Annotated in this window: 27 protein-coding genes and 1 riboswitch; of the genes, 16 read left to right on the top strand and 11 right to left on the bottom strand. The window is 66.6% G+C overall.

The window, feature by feature from the left end; genetic code table 11:
- Window positions 1–21: 21 nt before the first annotated feature.
- From ACIGJB_RS03725 to ybgC, 9 genes are all read right to left on the bottom strand, one after another.
- Window positions 22–1143: a YeeE/YedE family protein gene (locus tag ACIGJB_RS03725; protein ID WP_483731455.1), complete on the bottom strand. Its 1122-nt coding sequence runs from the start codon at window positions 1141–1143 to the stop codon at window positions 22–24.
- Between the two features lie 32 nt (window positions 1144–1175).
- Window positions 1176–1856, bottom strand: coding sequence for a 7-cyano-7-deazaguanine synthase QueC (queC, locus tag ACIGJB_RS03720; protein ID WP_483731454.1), 681 nt, complete (start codon window positions 1854–1856; stop codon window positions 1176–1178).
- A 123-nt stretch (window positions 1857–1979) separates the two neighbouring features.
- Window positions 1980–2738 (bottom strand): tol-pal system protein YbgF, encoded by a 759-nt coding sequence (gene ybgF, locus ACIGJB_RS03715; RefSeq protein WP_483731453.1) that lies wholly within the window; start codon window positions 2736–2738, stop codon window positions 1980–1982.
- Between the two features lie 23 nt (window positions 2739–2761).
- A complete protein-coding gene (gene pal, locus ACIGJB_RS03710; protein ID WP_483731452.1) occupies window positions 2762–3274 on the bottom strand; it encodes a peptidoglycan-associated lipoprotein Pal in 513 nt (170 codons plus the stop codon).
- A 23-nt stretch (window positions 3275–3297) separates the two neighbouring features.
- Entirely contained in the window at window positions 3298–4662 is a 1365-nt protein-coding gene (gene tolB / locus ACIGJB_RS03705) for a Tol-Pal system beta propeller repeat protein TolB (RefSeq protein ID WP_483731451.1), read from the bottom strand.
- Between the two features lie 199 nt (window positions 4663–4861).
- Entirely contained in the window at window positions 4862–6028 is a 1167-nt protein-coding gene (gene tolA / locus ACIGJB_RS03700) for a cell envelope integrity protein TolA (protein WP_483731450.1), read from the bottom strand.
- 19 nt (window positions 6029–6047) lie between these two features.
- The gene (tolR, locus tag ACIGJB_RS03695) at window positions 6048–6485 is read right to left on the bottom strand and encodes a protein TolR (RefSeq protein WP_483708888.1); all 438 of its coding nucleotides are present in this window, start codon (window positions 6483–6485) and stop codon (window positions 6048–6050) included.
- Window positions 6486–6511: 26 nt separating this feature from the next.
- Window positions 6512–7195: a protein TolQ gene (tolQ, locus tag ACIGJB_RS03690; RefSeq protein ID WP_483708889.1), complete on the bottom strand. Its 684-nt coding sequence runs from the start codon at window positions 7193–7195 to the stop codon at window positions 6512–6514.
- Window positions 7192–7596 carry a tol-pal system-associated acyl-CoA thioesterase gene (ybgC, locus tag ACIGJB_RS03685; RefSeq protein ID WP_483731449.1) on the bottom strand — a complete coding sequence of 135 codons (405 nt, stop codon included), beginning with the start codon at window positions 7594–7596 and terminating at the stop codon, window positions 7192–7194. Before ybgC ends, tolQ begins: the two co-directional genes overlap by 4 nt.
- 155 nt (window positions 7597–7751) lie before the next feature.
- A riboswitch (ZMP/ZTP riboswitch) is annotated at window positions 7752–7853 on the top strand.
- 126 nt (window positions 7854–7979) lie between these two features.
- Here ybgC and glyA point away from each other — a divergent pair.
- The 14 genes from glyA (at window position 7980) to ACIGJB_RS03615 (ending at window position 20279) form a co-directional block, all read left to right on the top strand.
- On the top strand, window positions 7980–9227 hold the full coding sequence (gene glyA, locus ACIGJB_RS03680; RefSeq protein WP_483731448.1) for a serine hydroxymethyltransferase: 1248 nt from the start codon (window positions 7980–7982) through the stop codon (window positions 9225–9227).
- 143 nt (window positions 9228–9370) lie between these two features.
- A complete protein-coding gene (nrdR, locus tag ACIGJB_RS03675; protein ID WP_483708893.1) occupies window positions 9371–9835 on the top strand; it encodes a transcriptional regulator NrdR in 465 nt (154 codons plus the stop codon).
- A 244-nt stretch (window positions 9836–10079) separates the two neighbouring features.
- Window positions 10080–10448 carry a hypothetical protein gene (locus tag ACIGJB_RS03670; RefSeq protein ID WP_483731447.1) on the top strand — a complete coding sequence of 123 codons (369 nt, stop codon included), beginning with the start codon at window positions 10080–10082 and terminating at the stop codon, window positions 10446–10448.
- A complete protein-coding gene (locus tag ACIGJB_RS03665; RefSeq protein WP_483731446.1) occupies window positions 10445–11227 on the top strand; it encodes a PilW family protein in 783 nt (260 codons plus the stop codon). Before ACIGJB_RS03670 ends, ACIGJB_RS03665 begins: the two co-directional genes overlap by 4 nt.
- Complete coding sequence (locus ACIGJB_RS03660; RefSeq protein WP_483731445.1) at window positions 11221–11817, top strand: pilus assembly PilX family protein; 597 nt, start codon at window positions 11221–11223, stop codon at window positions 11815–11817. Before ACIGJB_RS03665 ends, ACIGJB_RS03660 begins: the two co-directional genes overlap by 7 nt.
- On the top strand, window positions 11814–13673 hold the full coding sequence (locus ACIGJB_RS03655; RefSeq protein WP_483731444.1) for a pilus assembly protein: 1860 nt from the start codon (window positions 11814–11816) through the stop codon (window positions 13671–13673). The genes ACIGJB_RS03660 and ACIGJB_RS03655 overlap by 4 nt, the downstream gene beginning before the upstream one ends.
- Window positions 13670–14137 (top strand): prepilin-type N-terminal cleavage/methylation domain-containing protein, encoded by a 468-nt coding sequence (locus ACIGJB_RS03650; protein ID WP_483731443.1) that lies wholly within the window; start codon window positions 13670–13672, stop codon window positions 14135–14137. The genes ACIGJB_RS03655 and ACIGJB_RS03650 overlap by 4 nt, the downstream gene beginning before the upstream one ends.
- Before the next feature lies 1 nt (window position 14138).
- Window positions 14139–14693, top strand: coding sequence for a GspH/FimT family pseudopilin (locus ACIGJB_RS03645; RefSeq protein ID WP_483731442.1), 555 nt, complete (start codon window positions 14139–14141; stop codon window positions 14691–14693).
- A 56-nt stretch (window positions 14694–14749) separates the two neighbouring features.
- Window positions 14750–15865 carry a bifunctional diaminohydroxyphosphoribosylaminopyrimidine deaminase/5-amino-6-(5-phosphoribosylamino)uracil reductase RibD gene (gene ribD / locus ACIGJB_RS03640; protein ID WP_483731441.1) on the top strand — a complete coding sequence of 372 codons (1116 nt, stop codon included), beginning with the start codon at window positions 14750–14752 and terminating at the stop codon, window positions 15863–15865.
- 79 nt (window positions 15866–15944) lie between these two features.
- The gene (locus ACIGJB_RS03635; RefSeq protein ID WP_483731440.1) at window positions 15945–16565 is read left to right on the top strand and encodes a riboflavin synthase; all 621 of its coding nucleotides are present in this window, start codon (window positions 15945–15947) and stop codon (window positions 16563–16565) included.
- A 242-nt stretch (window positions 16566–16807) separates the two neighbouring features.
- On the top strand, window positions 16808–17917 hold the full coding sequence (gene ribBA / locus ACIGJB_RS03630; protein ID WP_483731439.1) for a bifunctional 3,4-dihydroxy-2-butanone-4-phosphate synthase/GTP cyclohydrolase II: 1110 nt from the start codon (window positions 16808–16810) through the stop codon (window positions 17915–17917).
- 63 nt (window positions 17918–17980) lie between these two features.
- A complete protein-coding gene (gene ribH / locus ACIGJB_RS03625) occupies window positions 17981–18487 on the top strand; it encodes a 6,7-dimethyl-8-ribityllumazine synthase (protein WP_483731438.1) in 507 nt (168 codons plus the stop codon).
- Complete coding sequence (gene nusB / locus ACIGJB_RS03620) at window positions 18480–18983, top strand: transcription antitermination factor NusB (protein WP_483731437.1); 504 nt, start codon at window positions 18480–18482, stop codon at window positions 18981–18983. The genes ribH and nusB overlap by 8 nt, the downstream gene beginning before the upstream one ends.
- A 114-nt stretch (window positions 18984–19097) precedes the next feature.
- Window positions 19098–20279 (top strand): pyridoxal phosphate-dependent aminotransferase, encoded by a 1182-nt coding sequence (locus ACIGJB_RS03615; RefSeq protein ID WP_483731436.1) that lies wholly within the window; start codon window positions 19098–19100, stop codon window positions 20277–20279.
- An 83-nt stretch (window positions 20280–20362) separates the two neighbouring features.
- Here the strand turns inward: ACIGJB_RS03615 and ACIGJB_RS03610 are convergent, their stop codons facing one another.
- Window positions 20363–21427, bottom strand: coding sequence for a transglycosylase SLT domain-containing protein (locus ACIGJB_RS03610; RefSeq protein ID WP_483731435.1), 1065 nt, complete (start codon window positions 21425–21427; stop codon window positions 20363–20365).
- Between the two features lie 634 nt (window positions 21428–22061).
- Here ACIGJB_RS03610 and ubiD point away from each other — a divergent pair.
- Together ubiD and ACIGJB_RS03600 are read left to right on the top strand one after the other, a co-directional pair.
- On the top strand, window positions 22062–23591 hold the full coding sequence (gene ubiD, locus ACIGJB_RS03605; RefSeq protein WP_483731434.1) for a 4-hydroxy-3-polyprenylbenzoate decarboxylase: 1530 nt from the start codon (window positions 22062–22064) through the stop codon (window positions 23589–23591).
- Between the two features lie 110 nt (window positions 23592–23701).
- Window positions 23702–25717: an acetoacetate--CoA ligase gene (locus ACIGJB_RS03600; protein WP_483731433.1), complete on the top strand. Its 2016-nt coding sequence runs from the start codon at window positions 23702–23704 to the stop codon at window positions 25715–25717.
- A gap of 21 nt (window positions 25718–25738) precedes the next feature.
- On the opposite strand, the gene ACIGJB_RS03595 is transcribed toward ACIGJB_RS03600, so the two are convergent.
- Window positions 25739–26392, bottom strand: coding sequence for a glutathione S-transferase family protein (locus tag ACIGJB_RS03595; protein ID WP_483731432.1), 654 nt, complete (start codon window positions 26390–26392; stop codon window positions 25739–25741).
- Window positions 26393–26456 lie beyond the last annotated feature (64 nt).

The following is a 26456-nucleotide window of genomic DNA, read 5'->3' as shown; positions in this document are numbered from 1 at the left end:
TGTCAAGCATCTGACACCAGTTCAGGCAAACGCCATGCGTTCAAGGCGCCATATCTGGTAGCGGAACGCCATCACCGCCCCGGCCACGATGCCGCCCAGCGCGATGAACGAGCCTATCGCCAGCGTCGACACCCCCGACAGCCCCTGCCCCACCGTGCACCCAAGCGCGGTCACGCCGCCAGCACCCATCAGGATGCCGCCGATCATGTGGTTGGCGACGTCTTCCGCGTTGCCAAACCCCTCCCAGCGGAAGGTGCGCGTGGCCAGCGCATACACCGCCGCACCGGCGATCACGCCGAAGACGCTGACGATACCCACGGTCAGCACCTTGCTCTTGTCGCTGAACATCATCAGCCAGTCGAGCGTGTAGGCATACGGCGCCACGAAACTCAGGCTTTCCATGCGGCCGCTATTGGTGGCGACAAACAATTCCTCCAGCGTATTGGGATCTTCCGCCACGTAGCCGAGATGGCCCGAGACGTACCACATGCCGACGATGATCAGGCCCACCGCGATGCCGCCGAGCAGGTTGTCGAACGTGCGGAAGCCGCGCGCGGCCAGCGCCCATACCACGAGCGCCCCGCCGAGCAGCAGGCCCAGGCCGAGCTGCAGCGCGCCGCGGGCCGCACCGGTGCCCTGCGACAGCAGCGACGGCAGGTCCTGCGTGGCCGGCAGCGTGATCGAGACGGCATCGACGGTATTGACACGCACCACGCCGAACAGGCCACGCAGCGTCATATAGGCCGACAGGCCCAGGAAGACGAACACCACCAGCGACTTGAGGTTGCCCGCGCCGATGCGCACCAGCGTCTTGCTGCCGCAGCCCGAGGCCAGCACCATGCCGAAGCCGAACATCAGCCCGCCGGCCAGCGCCGACAGCCAGCTGAGCTTGCTGGCCGTATAGATGGTCTTGGTCGGATCGATCAACCCGGCCGAGGCCAGCACGCCGGTGCCGATCATGGCCACGCCGACCGCCAGGCCCCACATTCGCATGCGGCTCCAGTCGCCCATGTTGACGATGTCCGAGACCGCACCCATCGTGCAGAAATGCGTGCGCTGCAGGATGGCGCCGAACAGGAAGGTCAGGGCAAACGTGCTCAGCAGCACGGTGCGCGAAAGCGCGGCGATATCGATCTCGGGCATGTCGGGGGCGGTAATGGGAGACTGGGGCGCGCTCAGGCGTTCTGGTAGCGGGTCGGGTCGGCAACGCCGGCCGCCTCGAAGCCCGCGCGGCGGATGCGGCAGGAATCGCAGACGCCGCAGGCACGGCCTTCGTCGTCGGCCTGGTAGCACGATACCGTCAGGCCGTAGTCCACCCCCAGGCGGATGCCGGCCTGGATGATCTCGGCCTTGGTCATGTCGATGATCGGCGCATGCACGCGGAACCGGTCGCCTTCCACGCCCGCCTTGGTGGCGAGGTTGGCCAGCGTCTCGTAGGCCGCAACATACTCGGGGCGGCAATCGGGGTAGCCCGAATAGTCGACCGCATTGGCGCCGAAGAACAGGTCGCGTCCGCCGACGGCTTCAGCCCAGCCAAGCGCCAGCGACAGCATGATGGTGTTGCGCGCCGGCACGTAAGTGATCGGGATACCGGACGATTCCCCGTCGGTCGGCACGTCGAAGTTGTCGTCGGTCAGCGCGGAACCGCCGAAGCGGCGCAGGTCGAGGTCGACAATTTCATGGCGGACGGCGCCAAGCGTGCTCGCCACGCGCTTGGCGGCCTCAAGTTCGGACGAATGGCGCTGGCCATAGCGCATCGACAGCGCATAGGTCTCGAAGCCCTGGGCCTTGGCCATGGCGAGAACGGTGGCGGAATCAAGCCCGCCCGAAAGCAGGACAATGGCGCGTTGGGTCATGAGTGGCAGTGGCGCCGCATACGCGACGCAAGGAAATTGCAGGCGAATCGCGTATTTTAGCGCGACTAGCGAAAAGGGCCCGCATTCCGCGGGCCCTGCAATCTCCGTCCGGTTCCGGCCGTCTTACTTCAGCGTCTTCAGCCGGTTGGTGGCGGCCTGCGCCCCTTCGGTACCAGGATACTTCGACACCACCTGTTCCAGCGTCTTCCTGGCCGCAGCCTTCTGGCCGGATTCGAGCTGGTTGTTGGCGATGGCGATCATGGCATCGGGCGCCTTCGGGTGCGTCGGGTTCGCCTGCAGCATGTTCTGCAGCACCGCGGTCGAGCCCTTGTAGTCGCGCTGCGCATAGAGCGAGTTGCCGAGCCAGTATTGCGCCAGCGGCAGGTACGGGCTCTGCGGATACTTCTTCACGAACGCGGCAAAGGAATTGCCCGCGCTCTTGAAGTCACCGGCCTGGAACTGCTTGAGCGCGGCGTCGTACTCGGGCTTCTCGTTCGGTTGCACCGTGCCCTCGCGGCCTTCCACGGTGACCTGCTGCGGCTCGAACTTCTTCAGGCGCGCATCCAGGTCCGCGTAGTAGTCCTTCTGCTGCTTCTGCAGCGAATCCACCGTGTTCTGCAGCACCTCGTTCTGGCCGCGCAGCCGAGCCACCTCCTGGCGCAGGCCTTCCAGCTGGTTCTGGATGTCGATCGTCGTGCGGCTGTTCTGCTCGATGCGCTGCGTGGCGGTCGCCTGGAAACCGTTGAACTGGTCCCGCAGGGTGAGGACCGCCTTGCGCGCCTCGTCATCGTCGAACACGCCGGCACGGGCCTGCGCAAGGGGCAGCATGGCCGCGCCCGAAACGGCGGCGAGCCACAACAGGGTGGAAACGCGTGCTTTCATGGATGGCCTGTACGCGGATCAGATCAGTAGTTGATGTCGGCGCGGCGGTTCTCAGCCCAGGCAGCCTCGTCGTGGCCATTTGCCTTCGGCTTTTCCTTGCCCAGGCTCACGGCTTCCATCTGGTTGTCGGGCACGCCCATGGTCGCCAGCGAACGGCGCACGGCCTCGGCACGCTTCTGGCCCAGCGCCAGGTTGTACTCGCTGGTGCCGCGCTCGTCAGTGTTGCCCTGGATCAGGATCTTGCGGCCCTTGTTGGCGCTCAGGTACTTGGCGTGATCGCCGAGCATGCCCTGGTAGTCCTGCTTGACGCTGTAGCTGTCGAAGTCGAAGTACACGCTGCGCTTGGCCAGCGGGCTGTTCGGGTCGTTCAGCGGATCGCGCGAAACGTCAACGGGCTGGACGGTGCGGGCATCGGCACCGGTGCCACCCTTGTTGGCGCCGGCATTGGCGGCATCGTCCAGCTTCACGCCGGAGCTGCAGGCGCCCAGGGTCAGCAGGGCGGCGATGGCAAGGGTTTTGGTCATCAGTTGGGGCATGGCGAGAGACTCCTGTTATGGCGTTATTGCATGAAAGGACCCCAGGACGGCTCGCGCACATCGCCGGACTGGAGAGACAGAACCTGCCGGGTACGCCCGTCAGTGGATACGGCAGCCAGCACCGAACGGCCGCCCACGCGGGTAGCGTAAAGGATGTACTTGCCATTGGCGGCAAAGCTCGGCGCTTCGTCATTCGACGTATCGGTCAGTGAGGTAACGTCGCCGTTGGTCAGGTCCTGCAGTTGCAGCTTGAAGCCGCCCGACCGCGTGATGTACGCCAGGTACTTGCCGTCCGGCGAAATCCGCGGACTGACGTTGTAGCTGCCCTTGAAGGTCACGCGTTGCGCGCCGCCCGCCTCTTCGCCACCTGTCGGCATGCGATAGATCTGCGGCGCACCGCCGCGGTCGCTGGTGAAATAGATGCTCTTGCCGTCCGGCGCGAACTGCGGCTCGGTATCGATCGCGCTGCTGCGGGTCAGGCGGCGCAAGCCGGAGCCATCGGCATTGATCATGTAGACCTGGGTGTTGCCGTCCTTCGACAAGGCCACGGCCAGGCGCTGACCGTCCGGCGACCACGACGGCGCGCTGTTGTTGCCCTTCTGGTCGGACACCATGGTGCGCTTGCCGGTGGACAGATCGTGCACGTACACCACCGGCTTCTTCCTCTCGAACGAGACGTAAGCCACGCGACGGCCATCCGGCGACCACGACGGCGAGATGATCGGCTCGTTGCTGGTCAGCGCGACCTGCGAATTCTGGCCGTCCGAGTCCGAGATCAGCAGCTGGTAGCGGCCGCCGACGCGCGACACGTACGACAAGCGCGTGGCAAACACGCCGCGCTCGCCCAGCAGCTTCTCGTAGATGTAGTCGGCGATCTTGTGGGCCGTCACGCGCAGCTGGCTCTGGTTGACGTTGTAAGCCAGGCCGCCCAGGCTCTGGCCCTTGACGGTGTCATACAGGCGGAAGCGCACTTCGTACTGGCCATTGCCGGACGGGGTCACGCTGCCGGCGACGAAGGCATCGGCACCGCGGCTCTTCCAGCTGCCGAGATCGACATTGGCCGACTCGGCCACGGTAGCGCCGCCCGGGTCGACGTTGCGGAAACGGCCGCTGCGCGAGAGGTCGCCGCGGATAATCGCGGTCAGGTTCTGCGGAGCCTGCGCCTCGCCCTGGAAATTAGCCGTGGCGACCGGGAACTGGCTCGAGCCGACCCCGGAGATCTCTACGTTCAGTTGTGCTTGTGCGGCGCCGGCGGACATGGCCAGCGCGGCGGCCAGCCAGACCATCAGCGCGTGGCGGCCGATGAGCCGGTTCGCCGCTAGGTTTGCGGCCTGGTTTGCTTGGTGCCGCTTCGCGGACAGCCAGTTGGGGGCCCAAAGCTTTCGCATGCTGCTCCTCAGTCGATTTCAGGTTTCGTCAGGCACGGCAGGCAGACAGCAGAACAGGCGTCGATGCGCATGGCGCATATCCGTTCCGCGCGCGCATCGCGCGCTGCCGGCCGCCTCAGGCAACCTGTCATGGTAGCGGTGGGACTGGCACCGGTTAATGAAGGTTGCATTATGTTGCAAGTCATGGTGCCTGGGTCACTTAATCCTTGGGACGGAAAGTGATAGTGAAGCTCGCCGGCGCCTTGCCGTTTTCGTCGCGCGGCAGCGGGTCCGAGCGCTCGACGGCGCGCAGCACGGCGTTGTCCCAGGCCGAATTGCCGCTGGACTTGCTCAGCCGCGCCGACATCAGCGATCCGTCCGGCGCCAGTTGCACGGATACCACGGCGGTCGGGTTGCCCGGCACGTCTTCGGTGAACACGATGTTGGGCTTGACCTTGCGGCGCACACGATCGGCATAGCCCGGCGAGGCTTTGCCACCGCCGCCGGCGCCCGCACCCGCAGAACTGCCCACGCCGCCACCGCCCTGGCCACCGGCGCCGCCGCCGGCCATGGCCTGCAGACGCGCCAGTTCGCCCTTGCGCTGCGCGTTGGCCGCAGCTTCGCGCCTGGCCTTGGCATCGGCGTCCGCCTTGGCCTTGGCTTGCGATTCCGCCTTGGCCTTTGCATCGGCTTCCGCTTTTGCCTTGGCTTCGGCCTTTGCCTCGGCTTTGGCCCTGGCATCCGCCTCAGCCCTGGCTTTCGCTTGCGCGTCGGCCTTGGCCTTGGCCTTTGCCTCGGCCTCGGCATCGGCTTTGGCCCGGGCCTTGGCATCGGCCTCCTTGCGCTCGCGTTCGCGTTCGCGTTCGCGTTCGCGCTCACGCTCGGCTTGCTCGCGGTGCTGCTGCTCCTGCTGGGCGGCCTTTTTCCTGGCGTCGTCCTTGCGTTGCGCCTCCTGGCGCTCGGCTTCCTTGCGCTCCGCCTCTTTGCGTTCGGCTTCCTTGCGGGCGGCGTCCTTGCGCGCGGCCTCTTCGCGCGCGGCCTGCTCGGCGGCGCGGCGCTTCTGGCGTTCGAGCGCGATATCGGCGTCTTCCTCGACCTTGCTCTTCACCTCGGGCGCCGGCGGCACCGGGCGCGGCTGGACCACCGGCTCGGGTGGTGCCGGTGGCGCGGGTGGCGGTGCTGTGGTAGCGGGAATCTCGTCCCAGAGTTCCGCTTCGGAGCCGACCGGGGTGCTGCTCTGCCAATGCACGCCGTAGTACAGCACGATGCCGAGCAGCAGGTGCATGAAGAGCGCGAGCAGGAAGGAACGCAGGGTTCCCCGCTCCTTCACCGGCTGGTAAGGAAAGGCGGCAGCGGTCGTCATGGGGCGCGGCATTCGGACAGGCATCTCACGCAGCGGGCGCGTTCTACTTGGATTTCACCATCAGGCCGACACGCTTGATGCCGTCGGCCTTGAGCACGGACATGACATCGAGCACGGACTCGTATTTGACCGAGCGGTCCGCGGCGATCACGACCGGCTGGTCCGGGTTCTCGTTCTGGCGCTGGTGCACGAAATCGAGCAAGCCGTTCTTGTCGAGCTTGCGCTCGAACGAATTGCCGGCGTTGTCCTTTCCGCTCGCAGTCAGCGCACCGTCTTCGTGCACGGTCACGACAATCGGAGGCGCCTTCTGTTGCGGCGTGGCGTTGGCCACGGTGGGCAGGTCGACGACGGCGGGGCTGACGATAGGTGCCGCCACCATGAAGATGACCAGCAGCACGAGCATCACGTCGATATACGGTACGACGTTGATCTCGGCACTGGCCCGGCGGCGGGATCCGCCGCGGCGCTGAATGGCTGCCATTGCTGGGCTCCTGGTCGTTCAGTCGTTCAGCGGGTCTGCCGCTGCAGGATGTTCAGGAATTCTTCCATGAAGCTTTCGAACCGGATCGCCAGCCGATCGATCTCGGTGGCGTAGCGGTTATAGGCAATCACGGCCGGAATCGCGGCGAACAGGCCGATTGCGGTAGCCACCAATGCTTCGGCGATGCCGGGCGCCACCGATGCCAGCGTCGCCTGCTGCACATTGGACAGGCCACGGAACGCGTTCATGATCCCCCACACGGTACCGAACAGGCCGATATAGGGACTGACCGAGCCGACCGAGGCCAGGAACGGCAGGTGCGATTCCAGCACGTCCATCTCGCGCTGGTAGGCTGCGCGCATGGCGCGGCGGGCGGCGTCGAGCAGCGCGCTCGCTTCATTGCCGCGCTCGCGCGCCTTGAGGAACTCGCCCATGCCCGATTCGAAAATCCGCTCGAGCGCGCCGGTGTTGTGCCGGTTGTTCGCCGCACTGTTATAGAGCGCCTGCAGGTCGCCGCCGGCCCAGAAGTCGCGCTCGAACCCTTCCGTCTGCGTGCGCGCCGAGCGCAGCGCCAGGTGCTTGCGGAAGATATATGTCCAGGAGAACAGCGACATGACGAGCAGCAGCGCCATGACGGCCTGGGCGAGCAGGCTGGCGTGCAGCACCAGCGTAATGATCGACAGGTCTTGCGTGACGGTCACGGGATTCATCGGGCGGCCTTGATGGTTGCCAGGACAGGGGCGGGAATGGGAGACGGACGAAAAGTGCTTCGATCGACACAGCCAACGCGAATCTGGCCGCTGGCGAGCAACGTCTCGGCGCGCCAGGCCTCTTGCGCGAACTGCACCGAGGCCGGCCCTACACGTTCGATGCGCGTGCGGATCTCAAGCTGGTCGTCGAGCCGGGCGGGCGCATTGTAGTCCACTGCCGTGCTGCGGACGATAAAGACCACGCCGGCCTCATCTGCCAGCGCCTGCTGTTCGACACCCAGCGAGCGCAGCCACTCGGTCCGGGCGCGCTCGAAGAACTTGAGATAGTTGGCGTAAAACACTACGCCGCCGGCGTCGGTGTCTTCCCAGTACACCCGCAGGGTCCAGGCAAAGTTTGTCATGGCCGGGATTGTAACGGACAGCGAGACAGCTTCGGTGTTAACCCGCAGGACGAGTTTGCAACAGCAAGTTGCGGGCCGCACCGGGCCTGGCGTTGCGGGCCATGGGGCGCGGCTTGCGGCAAATCCCCGCCTCACGCTACACTGCGCCCAACCATTCCATCTTGCGCGACTGGCGATGTCAGTGGGTACTACCACGAGGAAGCGCAAGTTCTCTGGCGTGAAGTTTCAAGCGCCTGCCGCTCGCCTGGGCAGCGAATGGGAAGCAGGGTGCGCCCTGCGCCGACGGTTCGTATGGTTCCGCCGGTGCCGGCCGCCAATCGCTTTCCCCGCGCGCCCTACCCCGATGCAGTAATCGGATTCCCTTTTTTCAGACGAGTTTCGCCATGTTCGAACGCAGCCGCTATACGATCGACCAGATCGACCCCGAGGTCTTTGCCGCTATCCAGAAGGAAAACCAGCGCCAGGAAGACCACATCGAACTGATCGCCTCCGAAAACTACACCTCGCCGGCCGTGATGGCCGCGCAAGGCTCGCAACTGACCAACAAGTACGCCGAAGGCTATCCCGGCAAGCGCTACTACGGTGGCTGCGAGTACGTCGACATCGTCGAGCAGCTCGCCATCGACCGCGTCAAGCAACTGTTCGGCGCCGAAGCCGCCAACGTGCAGCCGAACTCGGGTTCGCAGGCCAACCAGGGCGTGTTCTTCGCCGTGCTGAAGCCGGGGGACACCATCATGGGCATGAGCCTGGCCGAAGGCGGCCACCTGACCCACGGCATGGCCCTGAACATGAGCGGCAAGTGGTTCAACGTAGTCAGCTACGGCCTGAACGCGCAGGAAGACATCGACTACGACGCGCTGGAAAAACTGGCGCAAGAGAAGAAGCCGAAGCTGATCATCGCCGGCGCCTCGGCCTTCGCGCTGCGCATCGACTTCGAGCGCATCAGCAAGGTTGCCAAGTCGATCGGTGCCTACTTCATGGTCGACATGGCCCACTACGCCGGCCTGATCGCCGCGGGCGTCTACCCGAACCCGGTGCCGCACGCCGACTTCGTCACCACCACGACGCACAAGAGCCTGCGCGGCCCGCGCGGCGGCGTGATCCTGATGAAGGCCGAGCATGAGAAGGCCATCAACTCGTCGATCTTCCCGGGCATCCAGGGTGGTCCGCTGATGCACGTGATCGCCGGCAAGGCCGTGGCGTTCAAGGAAGCGCTGACGCCGGAGTTCAAGGCCTACCAGGAACAAGTGGTCAAGAACGCCGCCGTGCTGGCCGAAACGCTGATCGCACGCGGTCTGCGCATTGTCTCGGGCCGCACCGAAAGCCACGTGATGCTGGTCGACCTGCGCGCCAAGAACATCACCGGCAAGGAAGCCGAGCGCATCCTGGGTGAAGCGCACCTGACCGTGAACAAGAACGCCATCCCGAACGATCCGGAAAAGCCGTTCGTGACCTCGGGTATCCGCGTTGGCTCGCCGGCCATGACCACGCGCGGCTTCAAGGAAGAAGAAGCGCGCATCGTCGGCAACCTGATCGCCGACGTGCTGGACAACCCGCACGACGCCGGCAACATCGCCAGCGTGCGCGAGCAGGTGTCGGCACTGACCAAGCGTTTCCCGGTCTACGGCTGATGCCGCGCAAGGCCGCCCGCAAGGGCGGCCGGCAGCCCCGCAGGCGCGCCCTCGTGCCGCTTGCGGGCCTCGCCAACCCGCCCGGTTGCCGCAGAAGGACAAGATACCAAGGCGACGGGGCTTTACTCTGAAGGTGGTCAGGCATGAAATGCCCCTTTTGCGGACATTCCAATACCCAGGTGCTCGACACGCGCATGTCGGAAGACGGCGACGCCGTGCGCCGGCGCCGACGCTGCGAAGCCTGCGACCGCCGCTTCACCACCTACGAACGGATCGAACTGTTCTTCCCGGCCATCGTCAAGAAGAACGGCTCGCGCGTGGACTACAGCCGCGCCAAGCTGAAGGATTCGATGCGCCTGGCGCTGCGCAAGCGCCCGGTCTCCGCCGAAGCCATCGACGAAGCCATCACCCGCATTGAAGAAAAGCTGCTGGCGCTTGGCGAGAAAGAAATTCCGAGCAGCCAGGTCGGTGAACTCGTCATGCGCGAACTGCGCAAGCTCGACAAGATCGCCTATATCCGCTTTGCTTCCGTGTACCGCAGCTTCGAGGACGTCGCCGAGTTTTCCGATGTGCTGGCCGAGGTCACGGCAGGAAACAGCAAGCGCTAGCCAGCGTTCAGCGTTCTCAGCAATTCTGCAGATACGCCGCCGGATTCGCGCCGCCTGGCGCCCCGGAACGCATGTTCAGGCGCATGCTGCCGTCCTCTGGTCGATACGGCCTCATTTCCTGAATATCGAGGGCACGTAAGGGCCGCGTCTCGCAACCAAATTTGCCAGTTTCACTACGTTTGTCCACGGATTGGCGCTGTGCAGCGCGGTACCTTGATGGCCTCACCGCCATCCTCACCGCGCCATGCAGCCTCGCCTTCGCCCGCTCCATTCCTGTTGCCGTTACGGCCGCGGCTATGTCCTGGCCGAGTCGCTCTGCGCCCTGCTGATCGTCAGCGCCGGCCTGATCCCGCTGGCCAGTGTGGGGACCACGGCACTGGCACGGCTGCGCGGCCATGAGCAACTCGCCCACGCCATGCGAACCACCGGAGAAATCGCGGAAATCGCGGCGCTGGGCATGGCTCCGATGAACCGGCCCGATCCGGCGTCCGCCGAAGGCTGTGGGCAAACCCCATGCGCGCTGACCCGCAAGCTGGCGATTGCCAGGCTGGCAGTTGGCGCCGCGGACTCCCCGGCGACGTTGCGCGGCATCGCACTGTGGATACAGCCATGAGATCACGTCTTGCACAGGGCCATTTACGCCTTCTGCCGGCGCAGGGCTTCACGCTGACAGAAATGATGGTCGGCCTGGCACTGGGGCTGGTGGTCACCGCAGTCGCCGGCACCGCATTCCTGCTATGCCGCGCGGCCTATCTCGCCACCGCGGAGCGCGCCTTGCTGGAAGAACGTGGGCAGCGCGCGCTGAGTATTCTTTCCCTCCTGATCCGGCAAGGCGGCTGGCGGCCGGATCCGGCCGCCAGGGCGCCGGCCACGCCCGCGATCAGCGGTGCGGACGATTGCGGCCAGCCGTCCATGGCTTCCATCCCGGCCTGCGGTAAATCGGGTATCGGCGGCAGCGACGTTTTGCTGGTCCGCTTCAGCGGCAGCAGCCATGCGCGCGAACGCACCATGCCCGACCAGACGATGATCGACTGCAGCGGGTGGACCTCCGGCGCGATGGTGCGTGGCGTGGAATCGATGCAGATTCGTTACGCCATGGAGTCCCGCAGCAGTGGGCCATCCGACACCTTCCTGCGCGCGGACCAGGTCAGCGCCATGGGCGACGACGCATGGCACCGTGTGGTGGCGGTGCAGGTGGCACTGGCCTTCCGCCTGGAGCGTCGCGGGGCTGCCACGGCGGGCATGCCGGCAACGACCGCCTATGCGTACGTCGACAACGCGATGGCTGACGTTTTCGACAGGCTCCCCGGACATGACCGGAACGCGTGGCGGATCTTCGCCACGACCATCCGCCTGCGCAATGCTCCGCGCTGCCAGGAGACATTGTGCTAGCCAGGATCATGTTCCGCATCCACAGAATCCATGGCGGCGCGACGCTGCTGTTCGCTGCAACGCTCCTGCTGCTCGCGGTGTTCAGCGCAGCGGCCGCACTGCAGTTCCTGCTCTCCACGCGCCAGCTCGCCACCTTGCAGCTCGATCGCGAAATCGCCTTCCGCGCGGCGGAAGTGGCGCTGCTCGATGGCGAAGCGGACGTGTTGACAGCCGCCGCAGGCAGCGGCCCGCGCGGCCGTCTCGAGCCGCTGCCGGCAAGCGGGACTTGCGGCTCGGGCATGCAGGCCGGGGTCTGCGTCCCGGCCCCCGATAGCATGCCCGTATGGCAAGCCTGGCTGTCGGGCACAGGATCCCCCGATGATGTCGGCGTGCCGTTCGGCACGTTCACAGGCAAGGCGATGCCTGGGTTGCCGGAAGGCATCGCCGGAACGGCCATCGCGCCGCGCTATGTCGCCGAGCTGATCGGCGACATAGCGGCCTTCGACGGTTACGGTCAGGAACGGCCCGCAACGCGCTTCCGTGTCACGGCAATCGGCTTCGGCCGCAGCCGGGATACGACCGCCGTAGTCCAGAGCGTGATTCAGCCATGAGCCCGCACCGCATGATTGTCCTTGTCCTGGCCTGGCTCTTGCCGCTTTCTGGGACAGCCTGGGCCGGCACGGTTCCGGACCTTCCCGCCGGCAATCTTCCCCTGGCCTATCAGCTTCGAAACGGCGCTTACCCCTGGACCGGCCGCCTTGATGCACTTGGATGGAGTCCGCAGCAGCAGCCCACGGGACCGGTATCCCACGCACGACTCTGGGAGGCCGGCGCATCGCTCGATGCGAACCCGGTGGCATCCCGGCGTCTTTACACGTCGATCGCCCCGACCGGCCCGGAGCCGGAACGCCTGGTACCGCTGCAGGAGTCCGCACGCGATGCGGCAAGCCCGCCCGCAATGGCACCGGAAGCGGGAAACGGCGTATCCGGGCAGGACAAGCTGGCATGGCTGCGCGGCGAACGCACCAACGCCGCCTTGCGTCCGCGCGAAACGCGCATGGCCAATGCCCGCGGCGCACGCTTGCTCGTCGTTCGTCCACCGGCCTGGCAACCGGGCAAATCCGGCCATGCCGCGTTCCGGGAGCGATATGGCAAGCGGCCACATATGGTCTGGCTCGGCACCACGGACGCCTCGCTGCATGGGTTCGATGCGATCGATGGCAAGGAGCTTGCCGCCTACCTGCCGCGGACTTTGCTGGCGCAGGCGCTCGACATGGCCGACCCGAAGAGTTCGCTCGCACCCGTACCCTGCCCCCGTCCGGAGGCCGCCGACGTCGTGATCCATCGGGAATGGCGCACCGTGCTGCTATGTGCTATCCCGGCCAAGGCTGAAGGGGATAGCGCGCCCGGCATCTTTGCGCTCGATATCACCGCCCCGACAGATCTGGCGCCGATCGCGCTTCAATGGGAAATCACCGCAACGCCTGCCCTGCCGCTTTCCGCCCGCGGCCCGGTACGCGCCGCCGCCTTTGCCGGGGACGAAGGGCTGCGGTGGTTCGCCGTCACGACCGTCGAAGCACGCGCCGACAGCCCGGCATCCCGACCGGGCCTGGCCCTGATACCACTGGAAGGCGCCGCGGCGGATGCCGCGCTGACCTGGCCGCTGCCAGAACGCGATTGCACCGGCGCCCCGGTGACATCGGCACTAACGGGCGTGAGCGTCCTGAGCGGCATGACAGGCGGGGCGCTCGCCATTTATGCCACCGACGACAGTGGCCAGTTGTGGCACTTCCCGTTAGCCGATGCCACCGGACGTCTCAAGCCGGGAACCCCAACGTGCCGGCACAAGCTGCCCGTGACCGCCCGGACAGACAACGCGGAGCCGCCGTTGCAATTGGGAGGGTCAAGCGCCGCCCTCATCGTCTATGGCCAGGGCAGCGAAATCGCGGCTATCCCGGCCCGGACGGGCGGGACCCCGACCCGCATCGTGGCCGAGCCCGCGGACGGAGGATTCCTGCTGCGCGCCTTGCCAGGCCAGGGCGGCACAAGCGACCAGGCCGGCTGGCAGCTGACACTGCCGCATCCGGGCGAACAACTTGAGATGCTGAGCGACGTGTTTCCCGGCTATCTCCACTTCACGACCCGCGCCGCAGACGGCCTTCAGCGGGCCTATCTTGTGCTCGCATCGACCGGTGAATCCGCGGGCCGCAACCGGGAAGATGCGCCGATGCAGGCGTTCGTGACTGGACAGGCAGCCGTCCCCGAAGGCGACTTCGTCCTGACGAGCACACCCAGACCCGGCCCGCCTCAGGCCGCCGGCACAAGCAGCGCGCAAGCGCACACGGTCACGCTGTGGTCCGTAGACCGGAACACCGCCCAGCCGCTGACAACCACCGTCGCGACCCGCCGCACCGGCCGAATCAGCTGGCGTGAAATCATGGCACCCATTCAGCGAGACGCCCCATGAAGAGCAAGATCTGGCCGCAGCACGAGACCGCCGCGCAACGGGCGTTCAGCCTGATCGAGCTGTTGGTCACGCTCGCAATCGTGGCGATCCTCGCCGCCATCGCCGTGCCGACATGGGACCATTACCTGGCACGCGGCTGGCGCGAGCAGGCGCGCGCGGAACTGGTCTCGGCGATGCTGGAGCTCGAGCAGCACGCGATGGCGGCCACGACCTTCGCCCTGCAGCCGGGCAGTGACATCGCCGCCGGAACCTGGCCTCGGCCGGTGCCGCCCGGACCCAATCCGCGCCACCTCCTTACCGCTGTCGCCTGTCCACAAGCCGACCTGGATGCCTGCGTCGAGATCCGCGCGACACCGGTGATGCCAGACCATCGCTGCGGCGTGCTCATCCTGCGCAGCACAGGTCAGCAACTGAACCTGTCGGGGAACATGGCGCAGGCCGCTCAATCCGGACGGGATTGTTGATATGCCTGAATCAGCACGCCATTGTCAGGGCGGCATCACCTTGGCCGAGCTGCTCGTTTGCCTGGCAGTCCTCGCGCTACTGGGAGTGGTCACCTATCACGCCGCCGACGTCCTGATGGCCCGCCAGCAGGTGACGATTGCCGCCGACCGGATGGCGGCATCGCTCGCGCTGGCGCGCAGCGCGGCCATGTCGCGGCGGGTGGAAGTCACCTTGCAGCCGCTCGACGGCCACTTCACGCTCGATCGTGGCTGGCAGCTGGCGGCCACAGACGGGCGCCGGGGACCGGGGCGGGATGCCGTCCTCTCGGTCGTCCAGCTCGATGCGCCGTGCCTGTCCATCACCCTGCGCCAGACCGCGCGCGCCAGCAACGTCCTGCGATTCGCAGCTGTGGGATACTCTCGGTCTGAGCAGGGCGGATTTCAGGCCGCCACTTTCACGCTCAGCTGTCGCGGCGAGCAGCGCCAGGTTCGCATGGGCGCGCAAGGACGTATTCGCCTTTGCACGCCCGGCCACGACAAGGACTGCGAGGCCTCCGGCGAACCCGCCCCGCCCTGACAGCGGCACGCACACCCAACGCCCAGCGAACCCAGCGAACAAGAGTCACCGGCCAAATGTTTTCCGATTCCGACCACGCCGCCATGCAGCAAGCGCTCGCGCTTGCCGCGCGAGGCATGTTCACCACCACCCCCAATCCCCGCGTCGGCTGCGTGCTGAGCAAGAACGGACAGATCATCGGGCAGGGCTTTACCCAGCCGGCCGGCCAGGACCATGCCGAGGTCCAGGCGCTGAAGGACGCGCAAGCGCGCGGCATCGACCCGGCCGGCGCGACCACCTATGTGACGCTGGAGCCGTGCAGCCATTTCGGCCGCACGCCGCCTTGCGCCGACGCGCTGGTGCGGGCCGGCATTGCCCGCGTAGTGGCGGCGATGGAGGACCCCAACCCATCCGTATCGGGCCGCGGCCTGCAGCGGCTGCGCGATGCCGGCATCGATGTGCGGTGCGGGCTGCTGGAAAAGGAGGCACGCGACCTGAATATCGGCTTCGTGTCGCGCATGACGCGCGGGTTGCCGTGGGTACGGGTCAAGGTGGCGGCATCGATGGACGGCGCCACGGCCCTGCACGACGGCACCAGCCAGTGGATCACGGGCCCGGCCGCACGCGACGACGGCCATGCCTGGCGCGCACGCGCCTGCGCCATCCTGACCGGCATCGGCACGGTACGCGACGACAATCCGCAGATGACCGTGCGCGCCATCCCGACGCCGCGCCAGCCGCAGCGCGTGCTGGTGGACTCGCGCCTGGAAGTGCCGCTCGACGCGCGCATCCTGACGCCCGACAGCGGCGACTATGCCAAGCCGGTACTGGTGTTCTGCGCCGTGGACGACCGCGACCGGCGCCACGCGCTGGAGGCCCGCGGTGCCGAGGTGGTGGTCTTGCCGAATCCGCACGGCAAGGTTGAATTGCGCAAGATGATCGAGGAACTCGGCCGCCGCGGCATCAACGAGCTGCATGTCGAAGCCGGCTTCAAACTCAATGGCTCGCTGATCCGCGAGCATTGCGCCGATGAGCTGCTGATCTACCTGGCCCCCAAGCTGCTGGGCGACGCGCAGGGCATGTTCAACCTGCCGCCGCTGCCCCGGCTGCAGGATGCCGCGACATTCCGCTGGCACGACGTGCGCCAGATCGGCGAGGACGTGCGCCTGATCGCGCGCCGCAACGACGCCTGACCCTGCCCGACGGCCTGACATTTACCGACGGCGCGGCAGCCGCGCCGGTTACCAAACCCTGAACTTTCGAGAACGCATCATGTTTACTGGCATTGTGGCGGCCGTTGGCCGCATCGAGACCGTCACCCCGCTCGGCGCTGGCGACGCCGGCGTGCGCCTGCATGTCGCCGCCGGCGGGCTGGACCTCACAGACGTGGTCATCGGCGACAGCATCGCCATCCAGGGCGCGTGCATGACGGTGATCGCCATGACCGCCGACAGCTTCGACGTGGACGTCTCGCGCGAATCGCTGGACAAGACCGTCGGGCTGGAGCGTGCCGGCCGCGTCAACCTGGAAAAGGCACTGACGCTGGCGGACCGGCTCGGCGGCCACCTGGTCTCGGGCCACGTCGACGGCCTCGGCGAAGTCCTGCATTTCGCCCCGATCGGCGAATCGCATGAGCTGCGCGTGCGTGCCCCACGCGAACTGGGCCGCTACCTGGCGTACAAGGGCTCGGTCGTGGTCAACGGCGTGTCGCTGACCGTCAACCGCGTCAGCGACGAGGCCGACGGCTGCGTGTTCTCGATCAACCTGATTCCGCACACGGTGGAAGTCACGACGCTGCAGGACCTGAAGCCCGGCAGCCGCGTGAACCTGGAGATCGACCTGATTGCCAGGTATGTCGAGCGGATGTTGTCGGCGTCCGGGTCAAACCAATAGGACGCTCGGCAAGCTTGCTGACTCTGCGGCGCCTCGGGCGCCGCAATCATGCGAGGGCCCCGCACCCGGCAGGGCCACCCTCCCGTATTGCCTGCCTTGGCGTACAATACGCGGTTTGACGATGCGAGCCCTTGGCCGCCGCCTCCTGGCCGGCCTGGCGTATTCCCGCAGCAGTCCCCGCATGTTTGAGCCGCCGCCCGCCGGCTGGCCGCTTTTCCGCCCCTTTTTGCCGCCCAGCAGCCATGACAATCGCCCGTACCGAAGACATCATTGCCGACATCCGCGCCGGCCGCATGGTCATCCTCGTCGATGAAGAAGATCGCGAGAACGAGGGCGACCTGGTCCTGGCTGCCGATTTCGTCACACCCGAGGCGATCAACTTCATGGCCAAGCATGGCCGCGGCCTGATCTGCCTGACGCTGACCGCCGACCGCTGCCGCCAGCTGAACCTGCAGCCGATGGTCAGCCGCAACGGTACCCAGCACGGCACCAACTTCACGGTGTCGATCGAAGCCGCCGAAGGCGTGACCACCGGCATTTCCGCGGCGGACCGCTCCCGCACCGTGGAAGCCGCCGTCGCCCGCGACGCCAAGCCGTCCGACCTGGTGCAGCCGGGACACATCTTCCCGCTGACGGCCCAGCCGGGCGGCGTGCTGATCCGCGCTGGCCACACCGAAGCCGGTTGCGACCTCGGCGCCCTGGCCGGCCTGACGCCCGCCGCCGTGATCTGCGAGATCATGAAGGACGACGGCACCATGGCGCGCCTGCCGGACCTGATCGAATTCGCGCAGGAACACGACCTGAAGATCGGCACCATCGCCGACCTGATCCACTACCGCAGCCGCACCGAAAGCATCGTCGAGCGCGTGGGCGAGCGGGCCATGGAAACGCCGTACGGCACCTTCCACAGCATCGTCTACCGCGACAAGCCGACCGGCAACGCCCACCTGGCGCTGGTCAAGGGCACGCCGACGCCGACCCAGGAAACGCTGGTGCGCGTGCACGAGCCGCTGTCCGTGCTCGACCTGCTGGAAGTGTCCCGCACCACCCACTCGTGGAGCATGCCGGCCGCCCTCGAGGCGATCGCCAAGGCCGAAAACGGCGTGATGGTGCTGCTCAACTGCGGCGACTCGGCCGAACAGCTGTTCACCCAGTTCACCGCGCTGGACGAACCGCAAAACCGCCCGCGCCGCAAGCCGGACCTGCGCACCTACGGCATGGGCGCGCAGATCCTGAAGGATGTGGGCGTGGGCAAGATGCGCGTGCTGGCGGCCCGGCAGCGCATGCCCAGTATGACCGGCTACGACCTGGAAGTGACCGGCTACCAGCCCATGAACGGGCTGGCCGACTGAGACTGAATACCTGGCAGCCGCGCCTGGCCGCGGGTGCCACCCCGAACTCTGGAGAACTGAACAATGGATCACGGCTTCTACCCCAGCAACCTCGACGGTGAAGGCCTGCGTATCGGCATCGTACAGGCCCGCTTCAATGAACCCGTCTGCGCCGAGCTGCTCGAAGCCTGCGTGGCCGAGCTGGAAAAGCTCGGCGTCGAAGGCGAAGACACCCTGGTCGTGACCGTCCCGGGCGCCCTGGAAGTGCCGCTGGCCCTGCAGAAGATGGCCGAAAGCGGCCAGTTCGACGCACTGGTGGCGCTGGGCGCCGTGGTGCGGGGCGAAACCTATCATTTCGAGCTGGTCTCGAATGAATCGGGCGCCGGCATCACCCGCGTCGGCCTGGACTTCAACGTGCCTGTCGCCAACGGCATCCTGACCGTCGACACGGATGAGCAGGCCCATGCCCGCACGCGCGAGAAGGGCCGCGACTGCGCCCGCACCGCCGTCGAAATGGCCAACCTGGTGGTCGCCCTGGATTCGCTGCGCGAAAACGACGGCGACGATGCAGACGAGGACGACGATGAGTGACACGCCCGAAACCGGCAAGCCGGCAGCTGGCGCCAAGCCCGCCGCCCGCAGCGAAGCCAAGGCGCCGCCCAAGAGCGCGCGCCGCCGCTCGCGCGAGCTGGCCCTGCAGGGCCTTTACCAGTGGCTGCTGAACCGCAACGACATCGGCGCGATCCAGGCCCACCTCCATGATGCGCAGGGCTTCAACAAGGCCGACCGCGAGCACTTCGACGCGCTGCTGAACGGCGCCGTGCGCGAAGAAGCCCGCCTGACCGCCGCGTTCGAGCCGTTCCTGGACCGCACGGTCGATGAACTGTCGCCGGTGGAGCGCGCCGCGCTGCTGGTCGGCAGCTATGAGCTCGTGCATTGCATCGACATCCCCTACAAGGTCGTCATCAACGAAGCCGTTGAACTGACCAAGACCTTTGGCGGTGTCGAAGGCTACAAGTACGTGAACGGCGTACTGGACAAGCTCGCCGCCCAGGTGCGTTCGACCGAGGTCGCCGCGCGCCGCTGAAGCACCGGGCCCGCGGGCCCTGCCCTGCTTCGAAACGACACCCGCTCACGCGGGTGTTTTTGCTTCCAACCACTGCCCGCCCGAAAAAGGGCTAAGGGCTCCGCCGAAATCGCCATGGACCTGCAGCGCCTCGCCACCGCCTCCCGCCTTTCCAATATCGAGGCCTTCCACGTCATGGAGCTGGCCAAGCAGGCCAACGAGCTCGAACGCGCCGGCCGCCACATCATCCACATGGGGATCGGCGAGCCCGACTTCACCGCCGCCGAGCCGGTCGTGCGCGCCGCGGAAGCCGCCATGCGGCGCGGCGTCACGCAATACACCGGCGCGCTGGGCATCCATGCGCTGCGCGAAGCAATCGCCGGCTATTACAAGACGATGTACGGCCTGGACATCCCCGCACGGCGCGTGATCGTCACGGCCGGGGCGTCGGGCGCGCTGCTGCTGGCCTGCGCGGTGCTGGTGGAAATCGGCGCCGAGGTGCTGATGCCGGACCCGAGCTACCCCTGCAACCGCCATTTCGTCGCGGCGTTCGATGGCGCCGCGCGCATGATCCCGAGCGGCCCGGCCGAGCGCTTCCAGCTGACGGCCGCGCAAGTCGAGGCGCATTGGAACGCGCGCACGCGCGGCGTGCTGCTGGCGTCGCCGTCAAACCCGACCGGCACCTCGATCCTGCCCGACGAACTGTCGCGCATCCTGCAGGCGGTGCGCGCCCGCCAGGGCTTTGCCATCCTCGACGAGATCTACCAGGGCCTGTCCTATGACGCGCCGCCGGTATCGGCACTGAGCCTCGACGACAACGTGGTGACCGTCAACAGCTTCTCGAAGTACTTCAACATGACCGGCTGGCGCCTGGGCTGGCTGGTGGTGCCGGACGCGCTCGTGGCTGACTTCGAGAAGGTAGCGCAGAACCTGTTCATCTGCGCGTCGGCCGTGGCCCAGCATGCCGCGCTGGCCTGCTTCACGCCCGAGGCCATGGCGATCTATGACGAGCGCAAGGCCGAATTCCGCCGCCGCCGCGACCTGATCGTGCCGGCGCTGGAATCGCTCGGCCTGCACGTGCCGGTCATGCCCGACGGCGCGTTCTATGTCTATGCGGATTGCCGTGGCGTCAACCATGCGGCCGCTGGCGACGCCGACAAGCTGACGCAGGCGATGCTGCATGACGCCGGCGTGGTCCTGGTGCCGGGCCAGGATTTCGGGCCGCACACGGCGCGCGACTACATCCGGATCTCGTACGCGACCTCGCGCCGGAACATCGAGGAAGCCATGGCAAGGCTGCAGAAGCTGTTCCGCTGATCTTCGGAGTCTCGCTCTGGCGACGCCGGCAAAATGAAAAAGCACCCCTCGGGGTGCTTTTTCATTGAAGGGCAAACGACGCCTCAGGCGCTCTGCTGCGTATTGCTTGCCGCCTCCAGCTTCTCGCCGGTCTGGTGGTGCTCCGGCTGCGACTTGCCGTCGCCTGCCTTGTCGGCCTGCGCGTTGGCCACGCGCACGCCCAGCAGCTGGCGCAGACGCGCACGCTCGGCCAGCACCTTGGCGCCGTAGCCGCCGTCGGTATTGGTGGTGGCGCCCACGTAGTACTTCAGGCCGCCTTCGATCGAACCGGCACGGGCGATGCAGTCCTTCAGCACCAGCGCGCCGATCTTGATGTTGGCGTACGGATTCAGTGCGGCGGCCACGCCGCCGACAGCTTCGTACTTGTCCTGGTGCACCTTGGTCATGACCTGCATCAGGCCCTGCGCGCCGACGCCGCTTTCGGCATACGGGTTGAAGCTGGACTCGATCGCGATCACGCCCAGGATCAGCAGCGGATCGATGCCGACCTCGCGCCCCGTCATGTAGGCAGCCTTGACCAGTTGCGCGGTGGCCTGCGCCGCCACGCGGTACTTGCGCGCGATGTAGTCGGCCACGGCCGCCTGTTCGCGCGCGGTGCCGAGCGTGCTGGTGCTGCGGGCGTCGAGCGCCACGCGGGTCACCGGGATCTGGGCCGCCAGGTGGGCCACGGATGGCACCTTGGCGGCGGACGCCACGCTCCATTCATCCACGCCCGAGACGCTCGGCAGGCCAGCGTGGCCACGAACGAGCTTGGCCGCCGCCACGTCCGCCGAACTCGAAGGCACGGCAGTGCTGGCGATGACCGGCACAGGCGCGGGTGCCGCGGCACCCACCAGCACGGCCGGCGCTTCGTCGCCGGCCAGCATGGCCGCCAGCGTGGTGCGCCATTCCTGGCTCAGCGACAGCGAGACGGCCGAAACGACCGATACCACGCCCAGACTGTTCAGGACGTACTTCAAGGTTGTGCGGCCCCCGCGCAAGGCGCGGCCCGCGACCGGATGCGCAAATCGGAACTGAAATGCCCGATTCACTCCGGGTACCGGCGTTCGGAGGCGGACCTGCAATGCCCGCCCGATGCCGGGAAGATGAAGGGTTTTCCAACCGCTCATGCTTACCTCCATCCGTTGCCCGCTGTGCGCGCCAGACAACTGCACGCACCCGATCTCAACGTACTCAAGTAAGGATGCTGCGCTGCCTAGCAGTGGCAACCAGCACCTGTTGGTGGGCGCTCCCCATGCGCCCAACTAGAAACAGGGCACGCTCTTGGGGGAGCACGCCCTGCCACGGACAACTCAACGCTCCGGCGAGCCGCCAGAGGGCGACCGGGTCGGACCTCAGGGGCCCACGCGGTCTGGATGGAGGAATCTTTTGCTCACAAATTTTTATGTGCGCCCCTTGACACAAGGGCAGATTCCATGTTGCAACACAACATTCCATCGAGCAGACGCGATTGTAGGAACCGTTTTATAACCAGTCAAGCATAACGATTTCTTATAACGCTACTTTTAGTTATTAGTAACAAGCCGTGCGAGGTCGGATTGGCGCCACTTGAACAGCGGGAATCCTAAGCCTGGCCTAGGCCCGTCCCGATCTTCGCGACGCCTTTTCGGTCAAAAAACTTACAATTTGCGCTGGCGCAAACAAACTATTTTTTTGCCGGGACGCCTGCGCGTGTGTATCGTGGCACACACCACGATGGCGTACCGGCGCTGCCGCAAGGCCGCATCAGGACCAGAATTCACTATGCAATACAAAGACTTGCGCGACTTTATCCACCAGCTTGAGCAACAAGGAGAGCTGCGGCGCGTCAGCACGCCAGTGTCTCCCGACCTGGAGATGACCGAGATCTGCGACCGGCTGCTGCGTGCCGGCGGGCCGGCCGTCCTGTTCGAGCGCCCGGCAGGCGCGGGCGGCCGGGACGGTATCTATAACGTTCCGGTGCTGGCCAATCTGTTCGGGACGACGCGCAGGGTGGCCCTGGGCATGGGCGCGGAGTCGCTGGAGGACCTGCGCGACATCGGCCGGGTGCTGTCGGCCCTGAAGGAGCCAGAGCCGCCGCGCGGACTGCGCGAGGCTGGCAAGCTGTTCACGCTGGCCAAATCCGTATGGGACATGGCGCCCAAACGCGTCAGCAGCCCCGCGTGCCAGGAGATCGTGTGGGAGGGCAATGACGTGGACCTGGCGCGCCTGCCGATCCAGACCTGCTGGCCCGGCGATGCCGCGCCACTGATCACGTGGGGGCTGGTGGTCACCAAGGGGCCGCACAAGAAGCGGCAGAACCTGGGCATCTATCGCCAGCAGGTGATCAGCCGCAACCAGGTCATCATGCGCTGGCTGGCCCACCGGGGCGGCGCCCTCGATTTCCGCGAACACGGGCTGGCCAATCCCGGCAAGCCGTTCCCGATCGCCGTAGCGCTCGGCGCCGATCCGGCCACGATCCTCGGCGCGGTCACGCCGGTGCCGGACACGCTGTCCGAATACCAGTTTGCCGGCCTGCTGCGCGGCAGCCGCACGGCGCTGACCGGATGTCTGACGCCGACGCTGTCCGAACTGAGCGTGCCGGCTTCGGCCGAAATCGTGCTGGAAGGCCATATCCAGCCCGATCCGGAACATCCGTCGGGTTATCAGCACGCCCTCGAAGGGCCGTATGGCGACCACACCGGCTATTACAACGAGCAGGACTGGTTCCCGGTCTTCACCATCGACCGCATCACGATGCGGCGCGATCCGATCTACCACTCGACCTACACCGGCAAGCCGCCCGACGAACCGGCGGTGCTCGGCGTGGCGCTCAACGAGGTGTTCGTGCCGCTGCTGCAAAAGCAGTTCCCGGAAATCACCGACTTCTACCTGCCGCCCGAAGGCTGCAGCTACCGCATGGCGGTGGTGCGCATGAAGAAGCAGTACGCCGGCCACGCCAAGCGCGTGATGTTCGGGGTGTGGAGCTTCCTGCGGCAGTTCATGTACACCAAGTTCATCGTGGTCGTGGACGACGACATCGACGTGCGCGACTGGAAGGAGGTGATCTGGGCCATCACCACGCGCGTCGATCCCGCGCGCGACACGGTCCTGGTGGAGAACACGCCGATCGATTACCTGGATTTTGCGTCGCCGGTGTCCGGGCTGGGCTCCAAGATGGGCATCGACGCCACCGACAAGTGGCCTGGGGAAACCACGCGCGAATGGGGCCGCACGATCAGCATGGACCCCGCCGTCAAGGCCAGGGTGGATGGCATGATGGCCACCCTTTTCGACCGCCCTGCCGGCGCGTAAGCCCGGGCGCAAGTATCCTGTCAGGCTGAAACGCGGGGCGGCGCCAGACTCAAGCGTCCCGCTCGACCTCACCATCCCATACCCGCGCCAGACGGGAATCAGGAGGAGACATGAGCACCCTCGCCGAAGGGACACTGATGTGGACGCCTTCCGCCGCATTCCGCGACGGCAGCCAGCTCGCGCAGTTCATGCGCTGGCTGCAGCATGAGCGAGGGCTCGCATTCGATGACTACGCCAGCCTCTGGCAGTGGTCGGTCACCGAGATCGAAACCTTCTGGGAGGCGGTGCGCGCGTACTTCGACGTGCGCTTCGACACGCCCGCGCAGCGCGTGCTGGACCGGCGCGTCATGCCCGGCGCCCGCTGGTTCGAAGGCGCCAGCCTGAACTACGTGCAGCAGGTGTTCCGCCACGCAGGCAGCGGGCCTGCCCGCCAGCGCGCAGCCATCCGCCACGCGGGCGAGAATCGCCCGCTTGAAGACGTGAGCTGGGATGCGCTTGAAGCACAGGTCGCGTCGCTCGCGCATGCACTGCGCGAGATGGGCGTCGGCCGTGGCGACCGCGTGGCGGGCTACCTGCCGAATATCCCCGCGACGATCGTCGCCTTCCTCGCCACGGCAAGTCTCGGCGCGATCTGGTCGGGCTGCGCGCCGGACATGGGACAAGTCGCCGTGATCGACCGTTTCCGCCAGATCGAACCGAAGGTGCTGATCGCGGTGGACGGCTACCGCTATGGCGGCAAGGACTATGACCGCGCGCCGGTCGTGGCGGACCTCGTTGCCGCCCTGCCGTCGCTCACCGACGTGGTCATCGTCCCGCACACGGGCAACCCGGTCCGGGCGCGCGACGGTGTGAGCGCCCATGCCTGGCACGACGTGCTGTCCCACGGCGTCCCGCTGGCCATCGAGTCCGTGCCGTTCGACCATCCGTTGTGGATCGTCTATTCGTCGGGCACGACGGGCATGCCCAAGCCGATCGTGCATGGCCACGGCGGCATCGTCATCGAGCAACTCAAGCTGATGGCGTTCCATAACAACCTCGGCCCCGACGATGTGTTCCACTGGTACAGCAGCAGCGGCTGGATCATGTGGAATGCGCAGGTCGCCGGGCTGCTGCTGGGCACCACCATCGCGCTCTATGACGGCAACCCGGCGTGGCCCGATGCGGGCGTGCTGTGGCGCTTCGTCGACGACGCGCGCGTCACCGTCTTCGGCGCCGGCGCGGCCTTTTTCACGAATTGCATGAAGGCCGGCGTTGAGCCGGCGCGCATCGCCGATGTGTCGCGGCTGCGCGGACTGGGCTCGACCGGCTCGCCGCTGCCGGTGGAAGCCTATGACTGGATCTACCGCCACGTGCGCAGCGATATCTGGCTGGCGCCCATGTCCGGCGGCACCGATTTCGCCGGCTCCTTCGTCGCTGGCTGCCCGCTGCTGCCAGTGGTTTCGGGCGAGATGCAGTGCCGCTGCCTCGGCGCCAGGGTGGAAGCCTTCGACGACAGCGGCAAGGCGCTGATCGACCAGGTCGGCGAGCTGGTCTGCACCGAGCCCATGCCGTCGATGCCGCTGTTCCTGTGGGGCGATGCCGATGGCAAGCGCTACCGCGACAGCTACTTCGACACCTACCCCGGTGTCTGGCGGCACGGCGACTGGATCAGGATCACGGCGCGCGGGGGCGCCATCATCTACGGCCGTTCGGACGCCACCATCAACCGGCACGGCATCCGCATGGGCACCAGCGAGTTGTACCGCGTGGTGGAAGAACTGCCCGTGGTGCTGGACAGCATGGTGGTCGACCTGGAGTACCTGGGCCGTGAATCCTACATGCCGCTGTTCGTGGTACTGCGCGACGGTGTTGTGCTGGACGATGCCCTGCGCGACACGCTGCGCGGCCGCATCCGGGACGCGCTGTCGTCCCGCCACGTCCCCAACGAGATTCTCCAGGCGCCGGCGGTGCCGCGCACGCTGTCGGGCAAGAAGATGGAAGTGCCGATCAAGAAGCTGTTTCTCGGACACGCGCCGGACAGCATCGCGAACCGCGACGCCATGGCCAACCCGGACTGCCTGGACTGGTACTTTGGCTACGCCACGCGATACCTGGCGGCGCGGCAGGCGGAGTCCTCCGCCGCCTGACACCGTACGCGCCCGTCGAACTCAGAACTCGACATCGAGTTCGCTGATTTCGTCGGGCTCCTCGCGGGCTGCGGCAATCCATTCTTGGAGTTCCGGCATGGCCAGGATCTGCTTGCAGTACTCAACGGGCACCGGGTCCAGCATGACCCCATACGTGACGAAGCGCGTCACCACCGGCGCATACATGGCGTCGGCCATTGTGCGGGTGCCGAACAGGTAAGGGCCGCCATACCGCTCCAGGCATTCGGTCCAGATTGCGGTGATGCGGTCGATATCGGCCTGCGCGCGCGACCAGACTTTCAGGCCGGGGAACTGCCCCTTGAGGTTCATTGGCAATGCCGCGCGCATGGCGGCAAAGCCTGAATGCATCTCGCCACAGATCGCGCGGCAATGTGCGCGTGCGGTCCGGTCGTCGGGCAGCAGCCCTGCGTTGGGAGAGATCTCGTTAAGGTACTCGGCAATCGCCAGCGTGTCCCAAACGGTCACGCCCTGATGGCGCAGGCACGGCACGAGGATCGATGGCGAGAGGAGCAGGATCTCCGCGCGCACGGCCGGGTCGTCCGGCGTCACCAGCACCTCCTCGAACTCCAGGCCTGCAAAGCGCGCCAGCAGCCATCCGCGCAGCGACCATGAAGAGTAGGTCTTGCTGCTGATGGTGAGTGTGGTCTTGCCCATCTCGCCTCCTTGTCGCCCGTCGCGGCGGTCAGCACGATACCGGCCATCCGGCTCTACGCACCCA

It is taken from the genome of Cupriavidus sp. C2SS-8b (assembly GCF_057073745.1).
This window is presented reverse-complemented; position numbering and strand designations above follow the sequence as displayed.

Bases quoted from the DNA above. Each gene is read 5' to 3' on its own strand.
- ACIGJB_RS03725 (WP_483731455.1), bottom strand. From the start codon at position 1,143: ATGCCCGAGATCGATATCGCCGCGCTTTCGCGCACCGTGCTGCTGAGC.
- queC (WP_483731454.1), bottom strand. From the start codon at position 1,856: ATGACCCAACGCGCCATTGTCCTGCTTTCGGGCGGGCTTGATTCCGCC.
- ybgF (WP_483731453.1), bottom strand. From the start codon at position 2,738: ATGAAAGCACGCGTTTCCACCCTGTTGTGGCTCGCCGCCGTTTCGGGC.
- pal (WP_483731452.1), bottom strand. From the start codon at position 3,274: ATGCCCCAACTGATGACCAAAACCCTTGCCATCGCCGCCCTGCTGACC.
- tolB (WP_483731451.1), bottom strand. From the start codon at position 4,662: ATGCGAAAGCTTTGGGCCCCCAACTGGCTGTCCGCGAAGCGGCACCAA.
- tolA (WP_483731450.1), bottom strand. From the start codon at position 6,028: ATGCCTGTCCGAATGCCGCGCCCCATGACGACCGCTGCCGCCTTTCCT.
- tolR (WP_483708888.1), bottom strand. From the start codon at position 6,485: ATGGCAGCCATTCAGCGCCGCGGCGGATCCCGCCGCCGGGCCAGTGCC.
- tolQ (WP_483708889.1), bottom strand. From the start codon at position 7,195: ATGAATCCCGTGACCGTCACGCAAGACCTGTCGATCATTACGCTGGTG.
- ybgC (WP_483731449.1), bottom strand. From the start codon at position 7,596: ATGACAAACTTTGCCTGGACCCTGCGGGTGTACTGGGAAGACACCGAC.
- glyA (WP_483731448.1), top strand. From the start codon at position 7,980: ATGTTCGAACGCAGCCGCTATACGATCGACCAGATCGACCCCGAGGTC.
- nrdR (WP_483708893.1), top strand. From the start codon at position 9,371: ATGAAATGCCCCTTTTGCGGACATTCCAATACCCAGGTGCTCGACACG.
- ACIGJB_RS03670 (WP_483731447.1), top strand. From the start codon at position 10,080: ATGCAGCCTCGCCTTCGCCCGCTCCATTCCTGTTGCCGTTACGGCCGC.
- ACIGJB_RS03665 (WP_483731446.1), top strand. From the start codon at position 10,445: ATGAGATCACGTCTTGCACAGGGCCATTTACGCCTTCTGCCGGCGCAG.
- ACIGJB_RS03655 (WP_483731444.1), top strand. From the start codon at position 11,814: ATGAGCCCGCACCGCATGATTGTCCTTGTCCTGGCCTGGCTCTTGCCG.
- ACIGJB_RS03650 (WP_483731443.1), top strand. From the start codon at position 13,670: ATGAAGAGCAAGATCTGGCCGCAGCACGAGACCGCCGCGCAACGGGCG.
- ACIGJB_RS03645 (WP_483731442.1), top strand. From the start codon at position 14,139: ATGCCTGAATCAGCACGCCATTGTCAGGGCGGCATCACCTTGGCCGAG.
- ribD (WP_483731441.1), top strand. From the start codon at position 14,750: ATGTTTTCCGATTCCGACCACGCCGCCATGCAGCAAGCGCTCGCGCTT.
- ACIGJB_RS03635 (WP_483731440.1), top strand. From the start codon at position 15,945: ATGTTTACTGGCATTGTGGCGGCCGTTGGCCGCATCGAGACCGTCACC.
- ribBA (WP_483731439.1), top strand. From the start codon at position 16,808: ATGACAATCGCCCGTACCGAAGACATCATTGCCGACATCCGCGCCGGC.
- ribH (WP_483731438.1), top strand. From the start codon at position 17,981: ATGGATCACGGCTTCTACCCCAGCAACCTCGACGGTGAAGGCCTGCGT.
- nusB (WP_483731437.1), top strand. From the start codon at position 18,480: ATGAGTGACACGCCCGAAACCGGCAAGCCGGCAGCTGGCGCCAAGCCC.
- ACIGJB_RS03615 (WP_483731436.1), top strand. From the start codon at position 19,098: ATGGACCTGCAGCGCCTCGCCACCGCCTCCCGCCTTTCCAATATCGAG.
- ACIGJB_RS03610 (WP_483731435.1), bottom strand. From the start codon at position 21,427: ATGAGCGGTTGGAAAACCCTTCATCTTCCCGGCATCGGGCGGGCATTG.
- ubiD (WP_483731434.1), top strand. From the start codon at position 22,062: ATGCAATACAAAGACTTGCGCGACTTTATCCACCAGCTTGAGCAACAA.
- ACIGJB_RS03600 (WP_483731433.1), top strand. From the start codon at position 23,702: ATGAGCACCCTCGCCGAAGGGACACTGATGTGGACGCCTTCCGCCGCA.
- ACIGJB_RS03595 (WP_483731432.1), bottom strand. From the start codon at position 26,392: ATGGGCAAGACCACACTCACCATCAGCAGCAAGACCTACTCTTCATGG.